The following is a 14,786-nucleotide window of genomic DNA, read 5'->3' on the forward strand; positions in this document are numbered from 1 at the left end:
GATTGAACTTTTCATGATTGAAAATGTCAACTGCTGAAATAGACGGCTTGGATCATTGCAAAAAGCCTTTTTTCTGTCAATGGAAAACGGTTGCGAATGTTTAAATATCAGATCAAGATCACATTTTTTAGACAGTCGAGTGTGAAATTTGAACAATCTGCTCATAAAATAAGACAAAAATCAACCGCACTTTTATTCAGCTTGATATCCTTCATCGTTAAAAGTCGGGTTTGTTGCGCCCTCTTTGGCTAATCTATCGCAGATTTCATTTTCACGGTGGCCGGCATGGCCTTTTACCCATTTCCATTCAATTTGGTGACGTTGGATTGCCTGATCGAGCGCGATCCATAAATCTTGGTTTTTCACCGGTTTACCGCTAGCGGCTTTCCAATTATTTTTTTTCCAATTAAAAATCCATTGGGTGATGCCTTTTTTCATATATTGGCTGTCACTATAAAGGGTGATTTGGCAAGGCTCTTTTAGGGAATTGAGCGCTTCAATCACCGCACGCAATTCCATTCGGTTATTGGTGGTGGTGAAATAACCTTTGGAGAGGGTTTTTTCGTGTTGTTTATAACGCAACAGAATACCAATTCCGCCTGCGCCGGGGTTACCAAGACAAGAACCGTCAGTAAAAATTTCAATCTGTTTTTGCATAACAAAATCGTTGTTGTGTAAAATGGTGACATTTTAATGGAAAGAAATAGGGTGAACAAATGATTAATCCAAACCGCCAAATTGTGTTGGATACGGAAACCACGGGGATGAACCAACTGGGGGCGCATTACGAAGGTCATGGAATTATTGAAATTGGGGCGGTGGAGTTGGTTAATCGCCGTTATACGGGCAATAATTTCCATATTTATATTAATCCTAACCGCCCTGTTGATCCTGAGGCGATAAAAGTTCACGGGATTACCGATGAAATGCTAGCAGATAAACCGGATTTTAAAGTCATTGCACAAGAATTTTTAGACTATATCAAAGGGGCTGAGCTATTGATCCACAATGCCCCCTTCGATGTGGGGTTTATGGATTATGAATTTCGTAAGCTTGGGTTGGCGGTGAAAACCGAAGAGATTTGTGTGGTAACGGATACTTTACAAATGGCACGCCAGATGTATCCGGGCAAACGGAACAGTTTAGATGCGCTTTGTGATCGATTAGGTATTGATAACAGCAAGCGAACCTTGCACGGGGCGTTACTGGATGCGGAAATTCTGGCAGATGTTTATCTTTCGATGACAGGTGGACAAACCAGTTTGTTTGGAGAGGGAGAAGAGGAAAGCCCGATAATGCCTATACAAGAAGAAAATATTGTAGAGGCGGTAGAAAGTGCGGTGATTTTTTCCAACAATTTAAAGTGTCTCCAACCCAACGAAGAAGAGCTACAAGCCCATTTGGAATTATTGAAAATGATCAATAAAAAGAGTGATGGAAAATGTTTGTGGGATTTGCGTATTGGGGATGGAACCGTGCATTAAATAAACAGCCGAACGTGAAATGAAAAAAAAAGATTGACGAGATAACAGTGGATCATTATGATACGCACCACTTAGCGGAGTGGTAGTTCAGCTGGTTAGAATACCTGCCTGTCACGCAGGGGGTCGCGGGTTCGAGTCCCGTCCATTCCGCCAATTTTTTATTTACTCTTTATTGTTGTGAATTATCAAAATAAAGAGATAAAAGAATAAAACAGCGGAGTGGTAGTTCAGCTGGTTAGAATACCTGCCTGTCACGCAGGGGGTCGCGGGTTCGAGTCCCGTCCATTCCGCCAATTCTTTTAAACATAAAACAGCACCTTTAAGGTGCATTTTTTATGCCTGAAATTTATTACCATTCTTGACAAGATTTTTATAAATGCTTAAGATTTGAAGCACTAGGGAGCGCGAACTCCCTAGTATGTCGTTATTATCAGTAAGTCGGGAAACTCAGTAATAATAGCAGTACGACAAGGATAATAATTTTAATCATGTGATTATCCTCTTCAAACGTTGCGAAAAAGCGCAATCCCGCTTTCAAGACCTAACCTTGAAAGCGAGATAATTATAACGAAAGTTATGAATAAATAAACAGTATTGATAAAGCCACGATTTTTGTTCGTGGCTTTTTATTTGTCTGTTTTCAAATCGCTTTTTACCAATGCACTAACTTCCGCTATAATGCCCTCCATTTTGACAAGATTAGAGATTTTTTATGGCAACTCCTGTTGTAGCCCTAGTGGGGCGTCCTAATGTGGGAAAATCCACTCTGTTTAATCGCCTAACCCGTACCCGTGATGCTTTAGTGGCGGACTTCCCCGGTTTAACTCGTGATCGTAAATATGGTCATGCCCATATTTCGGGTTATGAATTTATTGTGATCGATACCGGTGGGATTGACGGCACAGAAGAGGGGGTGGAAGAAAAAATGGCGGAGCAGTCACTGCTTGCGATTGAAGAAGCGGATATCGTGCTTTTCCTTGTGGATGCCCGTGCAGGTTTAACGGCAGCCGATATCGGTATCGCGAATTATTTACGCCAACGTCAAAATAAAATCACGGTGCTGGTGGCGAATAAAACCGATGGCATTGATGCCGATTCCCACTGTGCTGAATTTTATCAACTCGGTTTAGGTGAGATTGCACAAATTGCTGCCTCTCAAGGGCGTGGTGTCACGCAATTAATGGAGCAAGTGCTGGCACCTTTCGCCGAACAAATGGAAAACGCGGAAAAAATTGACCGCACTTTTGATGAAGAACAAGATGAGTGGGAACAAGAATTTGATTTTGATTCGGAAGAAGACACCTCATTACTTGATGGAGCCTTGGAAGAAGAAAACGAAGAGGAACAAGACAAAAACATCAAGATCGCCATTGTGGGTCGCCCAAATGTGGGGAAATCAACACTCACTAACCGTATTTTAGGTGAGGATCGGGTGGTGGTTTATGATATGCCGGGTACTACTCGTGATAGCATTTATATCCCCATGGAGCGTGACGGTCAGCAATATACCTTGATTGATACTGCTGGGGTGCGTAAACGGGGAAAAGTACATCTTGCGGTGGAAAAATTTTCGGTGATTAAAACCTTACAGGCTATTCAAGATGCCAATGTGGTGTTACTCACCATTGATGCCCGTGAAAATATTTCAGACCAAGATCTATCATTACTCGGTTTTATTTTAAATGCCGGACGTTCCCTGGTTATTGTGGTGAATAAATGGGATGGATTGGATCAAGAAATCAAAGACCGAGTGAAATCAGAACTTGATCGCCGTTTAGATTTTATTGATTTTGCCCGAGTGCATTTCATTTCTGCGTTACACGGCAGTGGGGTGGGAAATCTCTTTGATTCGATTAAAGAAGCCTATGCCTGTGCCACACAAAAAATGACCACTTCAATGCTGACGCGCATTTTGCAAATGGCGACAGATGAGCATCAACCACCCATGGTGGGAGGGCGGCGTATCAAATTAAAATATGCCCATCCGGGTGGCTATAATCCGCCGATTATTGTGGTACATGGTAATCAAATGGAAAAATTACCGGATTCTTATAAGCGTTATCTATCGAACTATTATCGTAAGAGCTTGAAGATTATCGGTTCACCTATTCGTCTTCTTTTCCAAGAAGGGGCAAACCCTTTTGCCGGACGTAAAAATAAATTAACACCAAATCAATTACGCAAACGTAAGCGTTTGATGAAATTTATTAAAAAATCGAAAAGATGATGTGAGAAAGTGCGGTGAAAAATGACCGCACTTTTTGTTTTTTACGACATTATGTAGCAAATGCACAAATTATGGAGCATACTTCTCAGTCCCCTCGCCCGTTTACGGGAGAGGGGGGAGAAAATTCGTAGAATTTTCGGAGGGAGAGGGGGAAATTTACATCGAATTCCCTCTCGTCTTACGAAAATTGCCGAACGCAATTTCCGTCGGTCTCTCTCCCGCAAGCGGGCGAGAGGAAAGAACTTATCCATATCAGACAAGCAATTTGGCTTTTGTGCAACTGCTACATAATACCGGTTTTTTATAGTCCTAAGATTTCTTTCACAAAAGGAATGGTGAGATTACGCTGTGCCTGTAATGAGGCTTTGTCGAGATGTTCCAAGGCTTGTAATAGCGTATGGGTATCACGGTTTAAGCGTTTTAGAAGAAATTGGGCGGTTTCTGTGGGGAGTTCGATGCCACGCTGATGGGCATTTTGTTGTAATAGGGCTAATTTTTGCTCGTCTGTTAGGGGAGAAAGTTGGTAAATTTCCCCCCATTTTAAACGTGAGGCTAAATCGGGTAATTGCACCTTTAATGCAGAAGGAGAGAGAGAAGCACTGACAATCAAAAGGGTTTGACCGCTCGCTTTAATTCGATTAAATAAATCAAAAATGGCGATTTCCCACTCAGCTTGCCCCATGACCGCATCAACATCATCTAAACAGACAAGCGCTTGTTGTTCTAAATTGTCTAATACAGCGGGGGAGAAATAACGGGATTTGTTCAAAGGAACATAAATAGCAGGACGCTGTTCATTGAGATATTGATTACTCAGCGCACGAAGTAAATGGCTTTTACCAGAACCTACCGTTCCCCAAATATAGAAAAATTGCTGTTGAATCTCTTGTGAATTTTTGCGTAAGGAATCAAGCAACAACAAATTGTTGTCACCATAAAAATTCTCAAGTGTATCATCATCAATTTGATGAATAGGCAAAGGAAGTTGCTGATTCAAAATGATATAAAGCTGATTGGTTAAGAAAGAAAAGGGCTATTTCAGCCCTTCATTTTTCGATTATTCTACTTCATTTTTCGCCTTTGGCAAAACTAAGTTCAGGATGATTGCTACGATAGCGCAGAGGCTTATCCCTTTCAATGACACTGCATCACCGACATTGACAAACATATTACCGATACCAAAGGTCATAACGACAGAAATAATACAAAGGTTTCGAGGTTCGGTTACATCGACTTTGCCTTTGATTAAGGTGCTCATACCGACGACGGCGATAGATCCAAATACCAACATCATAATCCCACCCATCACAATGGTTGGAATGGTGGAAAGAAAAGCACCGACTTTTCCGCAGAAAGAAATGGCGATCGCCCATACTGCCGCCCAAGTCATAATATTCGGATTAAAGTTACGGGTGAGCATCACTGCACCGGTCACTTCCGCATAAGTAGTATTGGGTGGTCCGCCGACTAAAGAAGCGGCAGCAGTGGCAACACCATCGCCTAACAAGGTGCGGTGTAAGCCCGGTTTTTTCAGGAAGTCTTTGCCGGTTACCGAGCTAATTGCCATAATGCCGCCGACGTGTTCAACCGCCGGGGCAATGGCAATAGGGAGCATATAGAGGATAGCTTCAAGGTTAAATTCCGGTTTGGTGAGTTTTGGTAAAGCAAACCAAGGGGCATCGATCACCGGTTGGAAATTGATTAAACCGAGGAAAAGGCAAAGAATGTAGCCTGCGGTGATACCAAACATAATCGGGATTAATTTCATCAACCCTTTTGCGAATACGGCCACGGAAAGGGTGACGATGAGGGTTGCCATTGAAACCAAAACGGCATCGTTATAAGCATAGGCACTGTCTTTTCCTAATGCCATATTGACCGCAACGGGGGCTAGCCCCATGCCGATAATGATAATAACCGGCCCGACCACAATAGGCGGGAAAATCCGCTCTAAGGCTTGGCTACCACGAATTTTCACCAGTGCGGAAAGGGCAAAATAGACTAAGCCTGCGCAAGCTAACCCGCCCATTGTGGTAGGGATCCCCCAGGTTTGAACGCCATATTGAATAGGGGCGATAAAAGCGAAGGAGGAGGCGAGGAAAATCGGCACTTGTTTGCCGGTGCAAAGCTGGAATAAGAGTGTGCCTATCCCGGCGGTAAGTAACGCGGTGTTGGAGTCTAAACCGGTGATAAGTGGCACAAGTACAAGGGCACCAAAGGCAACGAAGAGCATTTGTAAACCTACAAAGGATTGTTTGGCAATACTCTGTACTTCTTCCGCTTGAGGCGTGGTGGTTTGATTTTGATGAAGCATATTAGTTTCAACTCTCTGTTTGAATTAACTGGAAAGTGCGGTCACAAAAAAGAGGATTTTTAAACTGTTTTCCGCTCGAAAAAAGACGGCGTTCAAGCCGTCTTGATATTTTAGAATTCGGGGTTATTTTGTCCCAAAAATTTTATCACCCGCATCACCTAATCCCGGAATGATATAACCCTGTGCGTTGAGGTGATCATCAACCGAAGCACAATAAAGTTCGATATCCGGGTGTGCGGTTTCTAAGGCTTTAATGCCTTCAGGGGCGGCTACAAGCACTAATACTTTAATGTGTTTACAGCCTTTGGCTTTTAATAAATCAAGGGTCGCAATCATTGAACCCCCGGTGGCTAACATCGGGTCTACCACAATGGCTAGGCGTTCTTCTAAATCGCTTGCTAATTTTTGGAAGTAAGGCACAGGTTCAAGGGTTTCTTCGTTACGGTAAATGCCCACTACGCTGATTCTTGCGCTTGGAATATGTTCTAATACGCCATCCATCATACCAAGACCGGCTCGCAAAATGGGTACAACCGTCACTTTTTTACCTTTGATACGATCAATTTCAACGGGGCCGTTCCAACCGTCAATAATAACTTTTTCTGTTTCTAAATCCGCCGTGGCTTCATAGGTTAATAAACTTCCGATTTCGGTCGCCAGCTCACGGAATTTTTTGGTATCGATTTCTGCTTCGCGCATCACACCTAATTTGTGTTTAACAAGTGGGTGTTTAACTTCAACGAGTTTCATGATTTGCCCCTTATGCTTTCAATGAATGGATTATGAGAATGAGTGATTGAAAATCAAATCGGCTGATTCTAAATCAGAAAAGGGAAAAACTCTAGTGATTTGTCATGAAAGAGAGTGTGAAATTGGGCTTTCTCAATGTCATTAAAAGAGGGCGATTGCCGCTAAAATACCGAATAATCATCTAAATTTTGACGGAGATCACTAATTTAAACAAAAGTCATTGTATTTATTCTAAGCAAGACTAGAATGAAATTCAGTGATTATTTGTTGGTTTTCGTCATATGGAATGGTTTAAACAACGTCAACAAAAAGCCGATTGCCTTATCACCTCTTTTGCGAAGAAGGTTGAGGGAATATGGGCGGGGTTTGAAAATGAACCTATCCTTTATGAGCGTATTCGGCTTGCGTTAACCGAACCCATTGATGCGCTCACCTTGCCAAGGGAAAAGCCATTTTCCGAAACGCCAAAAATCAGACCAAAATCGACCGCACTTTACTTTTTCTTCTCTTTATTTTCTCTGAGCTGTTATCCATTGCAGCGATCAATCCAATTTTCATTATCGATCCTATCAAATTGTTTTTGTTATCCCCTTTTACAGAATAATTTAAGTGGGATAAGCGATCTCGATTTTCTTTGCGATGATGTAGGCAGCACGCAAAAGCACAAGGAGTAACCCCTATGACAACCTTAGTAACCCAAGCCCTGATCAATTCTTTTTTTGATGCCTCAAATGGTGACCCTTTTGCTACCCTCGGTATGCACGAAACCGAGCATGGTATTGAAGTGCGGGTTTTATTACCCGATGCGGCTCGGGTGATTGTCATCGATCGGGAATCGGGAGAGGGCGTTGCTGAATTAAATTGTTTAGATGAACGGGGTTTTTTTGCTGGTGTGATACCCCATTGTCATCAATTTTTTGCTTATCAATTACAGGTTTTTTGGGGCAATGAAGCGCAGATTGTTGAAGACCCTTATCGCTTTCATCTGATGATTGACGATTTAGAGCATTGGCTACTTTCCGAAGGCTCAATGTTACGCCCTTATGAAGTGTTGGGGGCACATTTTATGGAATGTGATGGGGTGAGCGGGGTGAATTTCCGCTTATGGGCGCCGAATGCCAAACGGGTTTCCATTGTGGGGGATTTCAATTATTGGGATGGTCGGCGTCATCCTATGCGTTTTCATGCCAAAAGCGGCGTATGGGAATTATTTCTCCCGAAAGTTAGTCTAGGGCAACTCTATAAATTTGAACTCATTGATTGTCACGGCAATTTCCGTTTGAAAGCCGATCCTTATGCCTTTAGTGCTCAGCTTCGCCCGGATACCGCCTCTCAAGTGAGTGCTTTACCCAATGTGGTGGAAATGAGCGAAGCCCGCCGCAAAGCCAACCAAGCCAACCAACCTATTTCGATTTATGAAGTGCATTTGGGATCTTGGCGGCGTAATCTTGAGAATAATTTTTGGCTTGATTATGACCAAATTGCCGATGAACTCATCCCTTATGTGAAAGATATGGGCTTTACCCATATCGAATTAATGCCCCTATCCGAATTTCCTTATGACGGTTCTTGGGGGTATCAGCCATTGGGGCTTTATGCGCCAACCAGTCGTTTTGGCACGGCGGAAGGTTTTCGCCGTTTGGTAAAACGGGCCCATGAGGCAGGGATCAATGTGATTTTAGACTGGGTTCCGGGGCATTTCCCAAGTGATACCCACGGCTTAGTAGCATTTGATGGTACGGCATTATATGAACATGCCGATCCACGGGAAGGGTATCACCAAGATTGGAACACATTAATTTATAACTATGGTCGAAACGAAGTCCGCAATTTTCTTTCCAGCAATGCGTTGTACTGGTTAGAGCGTTTCGGTTTAGACGGTATTCGGGTGGATGCGGTAGCCTCCATGATTTACCGTGATTATAGCCGAGCGGAGGGCGAGTGGATCCCAAACCAATATGGCGGACGTGAAAATCTTGAAGCCATTGAATTTTTAAAACACACCAACTGGAAAATTCATCATGAAATGGCGGGGGCAATTTCCATTGCGGAAGAATCCACCTCATTTGCCGGTGTGACCCATCCCACCGAAAATGGGGGCTTAGGCTTTAATTTCAAATGGAATATGGGTTGGATGAACGACACTCTTTCCTATATGAAACTTGATCCTATTTACCGCCAATATCACCACAATAAAATGACTTTCGGCATGGTGTATCAATACAGTGAAAACTTTGTATTACCTCTTTCCCATGACGAAGTGGTGCATGGCAAAGCCTCACTGCTTGGAAAAATGCCGGGTGATGCGTGGCAACAATTTGCCAACTTGCGTGCCTATTATGGCTATATGTGGGGCTACCCGGGCAAAAAATTACTTTTCATGGGAAATGAATTTGCGCAAGGCAGAGAGTGGAATTACCAAGAAAGCTTAGATTGGTTCTTATTGGATGAAAACATCGGCGGGGGCTGGCATAAAGGGGTGCTGAAATTGGTGAAAGATTTAAATCATATTTATCGCCAAAATCCACCGCTCTTTGAACTGGATCATTCACCTGAAGGGTTTGATTGGTTGGTGGTAGACGATGCGGCAAATTCCGTCTTTGCTTTTGAACGCCGTAGCGAACCCGATGAAAAAGGGGAACGTGAACGTATTATTGTCATCAGTAATTTTACCCCGGTGCCTCGTTATGATTACCGCCTTGGCGTGAATGTGGCAGGGCAATACGAAGAAATTTTGAATACGGATTCCATGTACTATCAAGGCTCTAACCTCGGCAATTTTGGTTGTGTCCAAAGCGAACCGATTGAAAGTCATGGGCGGGAACATTCTCTTTCCGTTTCCATTCCACCGTTGGCAACGGTTTATTTGAAATTAAAAGTATAGCTAACTTTTCTCTTTTCCCTCTTGCGCACGAGAGGAAGGTGACAACGACGAGATAAAATATGTTTAGGATCCACAACGCAAGTACACCCAATCCATTCGGCTACTCACAGCGAATGGAAAACGGTGAAAAAATTACCAATTTTGCTTTATTTTCGGCGGCAGCAAGTGCGGTTGAACTTTGCTTATTCGAAGGGGAAACTGAACATCGTTTTCCTATGGTTAGAACGGAAAATGTTTGGCATCTGGCCGTAACCGGGGTGGCGGTTGGAACAGAATACGGTTTTCGCATTTATGGTGAACACGCCAATCCGCAGAAATTAATGCTCGATCCTTATGCAAAAGCGGTGAGTGGTAAGCCTGATTTAAGCAGCGAAGAAAGTCGTGAATGGTTTTTGTTAAGTGATCCCCGTGATAACGCCCTACTTGCACCAAGAGCGGTCATTATTGATGAAGATTTTGATTGGACGCAGGATAAAAAGCCCATCATCCCTTGGGGAGAAAGCATTGTTTATGAATTGCACGTTAAAGGCTTTAGTCAGCTCAATGAGCAAATTCCGGAGGCTTTGCGAGGCACATACAGTGGGTTAGTTCATCCTGTTAATCTTGCCTATTTACAAGCACTTGGCATCACTTCGGTGGAATTGCTCCCGGTGAATTTCCATGTGAATGAACCTCATTTACAGGAGCGTGGATTACAAAATTATTGGGGATATAACCCCCTTGCGATGTTTGCGGTAGAGCCTAAATATGCGGCGACAAATAATCCGTTGGCGGAGTTTAAAGCTATGGTCAAGGCTTTTCACCAAGCGGGTATTGAAGTGATTTTAGACGTGGTTTTTAATCATTCAGCCGAATCGGAACAGCATTTTCCGACATTTTGTCAGCGAGGCATTGATGATCAAACCTATTATTGGCGTAATGATCACGGACATTACATCAATTGGACAGGGTGTGGCAATATGCTGAATTTGTCCTCTGATGTGGGGAGAAAATGGGTGGTGGATTGCCTACGTTATTGGGTGGAGCAATGCCATGTGGACGGTTTTCGTTTTGATTTGGCCACGGTACTTGGACGGGATACACCTGATTTTAATGGGTCAGCACAACTTTTTGCAGATATTGCCAATACGCCGAGTTTAAAACAGGTCAAATTCATCGCTGAACCCTGGGATATTGGCGATTATGGTTATCAAGTGGGGCATTTCTCGCCTTATTTTTCTGAATGGAATGACCGTTTCCGTGATGATCTCTGCCGTTTTTGGTTATGGAAAAGTGGCGAACTTGGTGCATTTGCAGAACGCTTTGCCGGATCGAGTGATTTATTTAAGAAAAATGATCGCCTGCCTCATTGTTCGCTCAATTTTATTACTGCCCATGACGGTTTCACCCTGCGGGATTTAGTGAGTTATAACCAAAAGCATAATGATGTCAATGGCGAGCAAAATCGGGACGGACGTAATGAAAATTATAGCTATAACCACGGTATAGAAGGGGAAACCACCTCCCTGACCGAACCGCAAAAAAGTGCGGTGGAAAATGACCGCACTTTTGCACAAAGTGGTTTATTACTGAGCCTACTCTTGGCAAATGGTACGCCTATGTTGTTGGCAGGCGATGAGTTCGGTAACACACAATACGGTAATAACAACGCCTATTGCCAAGATAATGCGATCACTTGGCTAAAATGGGCGAATTTTGATAAAGATTTATTTGAACTGACTAAGCAAATCATTGCGCTGCGTAAGCAGATAGTGAGTTTAAAGCAAGATCAATGGTGGTCGGTTGATAACGTGCAATGGTTAAATAGCCACGGTCAGCCGATGAGCCTTGAAGACTGGCAAAATCGAGAAACCAAAGCATTACAGGTCGTTTTAGATAATCGTTGGCTTTTATTGATTAATGCTAAAGCGGAAGGACAGCACTTCACTTTACCGCAAGGCAAATGGAAGGCGCAAGCCGGTACGCATAATCTGGCACTCAGCATACAACAGGCGGCATTTTCTTCAATGGGGTGTGCCCTGTTAAGTTGTGAATAACAATCGTTGAGTTGTGAATAACAATAATATTATGGAGATCCTTATGAAAGCAGGCGACTTAAACAAATACGATTTAGTGAAAAATACCTTGGTATTAATTTTAGCAGGGGGACGGGGTTCCCGTTTGCACGAGCTGACGGATAAACGTGCTAAACCGGCACTTTATTTCGGAGGCAACCGCCGGATTATCGATTTTGCACTTTCTAACTGTATTAATTCCGGTTTAAACCGTATTGGCGTTGTCACCCAATATGCCGCTCACTCTTTGCTTCGCCACTTACAAACCGGTTGGTCATTTTTACCACAAGAGCGTGGGGAATTTGTAGATATGCTTCCGGCTCGCCAACAAATTGATGATTCTACTTGGTATCGTGGCACTGCCGATGCGGTATACCAAAATATGGCGATTATTCGTGATCACTATCGGCCGAAATATGTCTTAATTTTGGCAGGCGATCATATTTATAAACAAGATTACAGTGTGATGTTAATGGATCACGTCAATAGCGGTGCAAAATGTACGGTAGGTTGTATTGAAGTGCCACGCTCAGAAGCCCATGAGTTTGGTGTCATGGCGGTGAATGAAAACCTAAAAGTGAAGGCGTTTGTTGAAAAACCGAAAGATCCGCCTGCAATGGTGGGGAAACCGGATGTGTCTTTGGCCTCAATGGGGATTTATGTTTTTGATGCGGATTATCTTTACGAAATGCTGGAGCGAGAAGTCAATACACCGGAAACCAGCCATGATTTTGGTAAAAATGTTCTACCAAAATGTTTGGAAGAGGAAACCCTTTATGCTCACCCGTTCAGCCGTTCTTGTATGGGGCGTAACACTGAGGGAGAAATTTACTGGCGTGATGTAGGAACGCTTGATAGTTTCTGGCAATCGAATATTGATTTAGTTTCTGAAAATCCACAGCTTGATATTTATGATCAAAGCTGGCCTATTCGTGGTAATCCGGTTCAGGCGTATCCGTCTAAATTCTTCTACAAACACACCAACGTTCATCCTGTGGATAACTCGCTGATTGGTGGCGGTTGTGTGATTACGGATGCATCAATTAGTAATTCTGTGCTTTTTGATCGTGTTAAAGTTGATGCATTTTCAAAAGTGGAACATTGTGTGGTATTACCTGAAGTGACCATTGGTAAAAATTGTGTATTGAAAAACTGCATTATTGATCGGACTTGTGATATTCCCGATGGCATGCAAATCGGTGTGAATTTAGAAGAAGATCGTAAGCGTTTCCGCATCAGTTCAACGGGCAAGGTGATTTTGGTTACCCCGAAAATGCTCAAGAAATTAGAGGGGGAAGACATTGCCTCTGAGGCACATTTGGATTAATCCCTGAAAAGTGCGGTTAATTTTGACCGCACTTTTGTTGATTTTTCAGGATGTTGTTCAAACCGAATGAGGTTTACTTGTAGGAACACACTGTGTGTGCGCCATAAAGTCAAATTGTTTCAATCTATTAAAAACAGATACGCAGATTTCGTTGAAGTTGCGGCTTTTGTTTGCAACACAATAGAGTGATTTTATTTTTTCCATCAATGGAAAGAGAAAATGAGTATAAAGGAAAAATAGGAAATGAAAATATTACATGTTTGCTCGGAATTTTATCCGTTGTTAAAAACAGGGGGATTAGCCGATGTTTTGGGGGCATTGCCTAAAGCGCAAAATCAAATCGGCTTGGATGCCCGTATTTTATTGCCTGCTTATCCGGCCATTGCAGCAGGGATTTCAAATACACAAATTGTCGCGGAATTTGATAACTTTGCCGGTCATATTGTTTTGCGTTATGGTCAATACGATGGGGTAGGGGTTTATTTGATTGATGCCCCGCATTTGTATCAACGTGAGGGAAATCCTTACCATGATGCTTATTACAATGACTATGGCGATAATTATAAACGTTTTGCTTTGCTCGGCTGGGTGGGCGCAGAGCTTGCCACCGGTTTGGACAGTTGGTGGCGGGCTGAAGTTGTTCATGCTCACGATTGGCATGCGGGGTTATGTGCCGCCTATTTATTTAATAAAGGTCGCCCTGCGAAATCCGTTTTTACCATTCATAACTTAGCCTATCAAGGGCAATTTGCTTACCATCATTTGTATGAAATCGGTTTACCTGCCGGGATGTTCCATGTGGAGGGGTTAGAGCTTTACGGACAAATTTCTTATCTCAAGGCAGGATTGTACTATTCTGACGCAGTCACAGCCGTTAGCCCAACCTATGCAGAGGAAATTACCACAGCGGAGTTTGCCTACGGATTAGAAGGTTTACTCAGGGGATTAAAAGCGGAGAATCGTCTGGTGGGGATTCTCAATGGTGTGGATGAAAGTGTTTGGCATCCCAACGGCGACAGCTATATTGCCCACCACTATAAATTAAAATCAATGAGTGGTAAAAAGAAAAATAAGGCAGAGCTGCAAGCCTATTTTCATTTGCCACAAGATGAAAATTGTTTAGCTTTTGTCATGATCACCCGTTTAACCGAGCAAAAAGGCGTGGATTTATTACTTGAAAGTGCCGATGAAATTGTAAAACAAGGTGGGCAACTGATGATTTTAGGATCGGGCGCACCGCATTTAGAAGCCGGTATCCGCCATCTCGCTGAAACCTATCCACAAAACGTTGGAGTGAAAATTGGCTATGATGAAGCCCTTTCTCATTTAATGGTCGCCGGGGGCGATGTGATTCTCGTGCCAAGCCGTTTTGAACCCTGTGGTTTAACCCAACTGTACGGTTTGCAATATGGTACGTTACCTCTGGTGCGTAAAACCGGGGGGCTAGCGGATACGGTGGTGGACAGCACACCGGAAGCCATTAAACATCGTTTAGCTACCGGTTTTGTTTTTGAGCAGGCGACACCAGAAGCCCTTCGCCAAAGTCTTCAACAAGCCTTTTCCCTATGGCAAAAGCCACGCAGTTGGTCGATGGTTCGTAGCGATGCCATGACACAGGATTTCAGCTGGCGTAAAGCGGCAAGTGAATATTTCGCCCTCTATCAGCGGTTATAAATGATAGGTATCAACAATAATTGCAAATTATTGTGCTAAATAGCGTGTTTGAGTTGTTTTTTGTGTAATAAC

The 14,786-nt window shown here is 43.1% G+C and carries 12 protein-coding genes and 2 tRNA genes; 9 read left to right on the forward strand and 5 right to left on the reverse strand.

Features of this window, described 5'->3' with window-relative positions; genetic code table 11:
- Nucleotides 1-192: 192 nt before the first annotated feature.
- Entirely contained in the window at nt 193-657 is a 465-nt protein-coding gene (rnhA, locus tag BKK48_RS03940; RefSeq protein ID WP_077426867.1) for a ribonuclease HI, read from the reverse strand.
- 59 nt (nt 658-716) lie between these two features.
- Here rnhA and dnaQ point away from each other — a divergent pair, with 59 nt between their 5' ends.
- From dnaQ to BKK48_RS03955, 3 genes are all read left to right on the forward strand, one after another.
- Nucleotides 717-1,484 (forward strand): DNA polymerase III subunit epsilon, encoded by a 768-nt coding sequence (dnaQ, locus tag BKK48_RS03945; RefSeq protein ID WP_077426868.1) that lies wholly within the window; start codon nt 717-719, stop codon nt 1,482-1,484.
- 76 nt (nt 1,485-1,560) lie between these two features.
- A tRNA-Asp gene (locus tag BKK48_RS03950) sits at nt 1,561-1,637 on the forward strand.
- A gap of 63 nt (nt 1,638-1,700) precedes the next feature.
- Nucleotides 1,701-1,777 (forward strand) — tRNA-Asp (locus tag BKK48_RS03955).
- A 137-nt stretch (nt 1,778-1,914) separates the two neighbouring features.
- On the opposite strand, the gene BKK48_RS10170 is transcribed toward BKK48_RS03955, so the two are convergent.
- The gene (locus BKK48_RS10170) at nt 1,915-1,974 is read right to left on the reverse strand and encodes a hypothetical protein (RefSeq protein WP_425271804.1); all 60 of its coding nucleotides are present in this window, start codon (nt 1,972-1,974) and stop codon (nt 1,915-1,917) included.
- Nucleotides 1,975-2,196: 222 nt separating this feature from the next.
- On the opposite strand from BKK48_RS10170, the gene der reads away from it, so the two are divergent.
- Entirely contained in the window at nt 2,197-3,711 is a 1,515-nt protein-coding gene (gene der / locus BKK48_RS03960) for a ribosome biogenesis GTPase Der (RefSeq protein WP_077426869.1), read from the forward strand.
- 301 nt (nt 3,712-4,012) lie between these two features.
- Here der and hda read toward each other — a convergent pair whose 3' ends face one another.
- The 3 genes from hda to upp form a co-directional block, all read right to left on the reverse strand.
- Nucleotides 4,013-4,708, reverse strand: a complete 696-nt coding sequence (gene hda / locus BKK48_RS03965; RefSeq protein ID WP_077426870.1) for a DnaA regulatory inactivator Hda — start codon at nt 4,706-4,708, stop codon at nt 4,013-4,015.
- A 60-nt stretch (nt 4,709-4,768) separates the two neighbouring features.
- Nucleotides 4,769-6,025 (reverse strand): nucleobase:cation symporter-2 family protein, encoded by a 1,257-nt coding sequence (locus BKK48_RS03970; protein WP_077426871.1) that lies wholly within the window; start codon nt 6,023-6,025, stop codon nt 4,769-4,771.
- 123 nt (nt 6,026-6,148) lie between these two features.
- Nucleotides 6,149-6,775 carry a uracil phosphoribosyltransferase gene (upp, locus tag BKK48_RS03975; RefSeq protein ID WP_077426872.1) on the reverse strand — a complete coding sequence of 209 codons (627 nt, stop codon included), beginning with the start codon at nt 6,773-6,775 and terminating at the stop codon, nt 6,149-6,151.
- A gap of 281 nt (nt 6,776-7,056) precedes the next feature.
- Between upp and BKK48_RS03980 the strand changes: the two genes are divergently transcribed.
- The 5 genes from BKK48_RS03980 to glgA all read left to right on the forward strand — a co-directional run bounded on the left by BKK48_RS03980 (nt 7,057) and on the right by glgA (nt 14,714).
- Nucleotides 7,057-7,449 (forward strand): hypothetical protein, encoded by a 393-nt coding sequence (locus BKK48_RS03980; RefSeq protein ID WP_077426873.1) that lies wholly within the window; start codon nt 7,057-7,059, stop codon nt 7,447-7,449.
- Between the two features lie 5 nt (nt 7,450-7,454).
- Nucleotides 7,455-9,659: a 1,4-alpha-glucan branching protein GlgB gene (gene glgB, locus BKK48_RS03985; RefSeq protein ID WP_077426874.1), complete on the forward strand. Its 2,205-nt coding sequence runs from the start codon at nt 7,455-7,457 to the stop codon at nt 9,657-9,659.
- A gap of 59 nt (nt 9,660-9,718) precedes the next feature.
- Nucleotides 9,719-11,695, forward strand: a complete 1,977-nt coding sequence (gene glgX, locus BKK48_RS03990) for a glycogen debranching protein GlgX (RefSeq protein WP_077426875.1) — start codon at nt 9,719-9,721, stop codon at nt 11,693-11,695.
- A 43-nt stretch (nt 11,696-11,738) separates the two neighbouring features.
- Nucleotides 11,739-13,040, forward strand: a complete 1,302-nt coding sequence (glgC, locus tag BKK48_RS03995) for a glucose-1-phosphate adenylyltransferase (RefSeq protein WP_077426876.1) — start codon at nt 11,739-11,741, stop codon at nt 13,038-13,040.
- A gap of 243 nt (nt 13,041-13,283) precedes the next feature.
- The gene (gene glgA / locus BKK48_RS04000) at nt 13,284-14,714 is read left to right on the forward strand and encodes a glycogen synthase GlgA (protein WP_077426877.1); all 1,431 of its coding nucleotides are present in this window, start codon (nt 13,284-13,286) and stop codon (nt 14,712-14,714) included.
- Nucleotides 14,715-14,786: the final 72 nt, after the last annotated feature.

It is taken from the genome of Rodentibacter heidelbergensis (assembly GCF_002000125.1).
Lineage (GTDB): Bacteria > Pseudomonadota > Gammaproteobacteria > Enterobacterales > Pasteurellaceae > Rodentibacter > Rodentibacter heidelbergensis.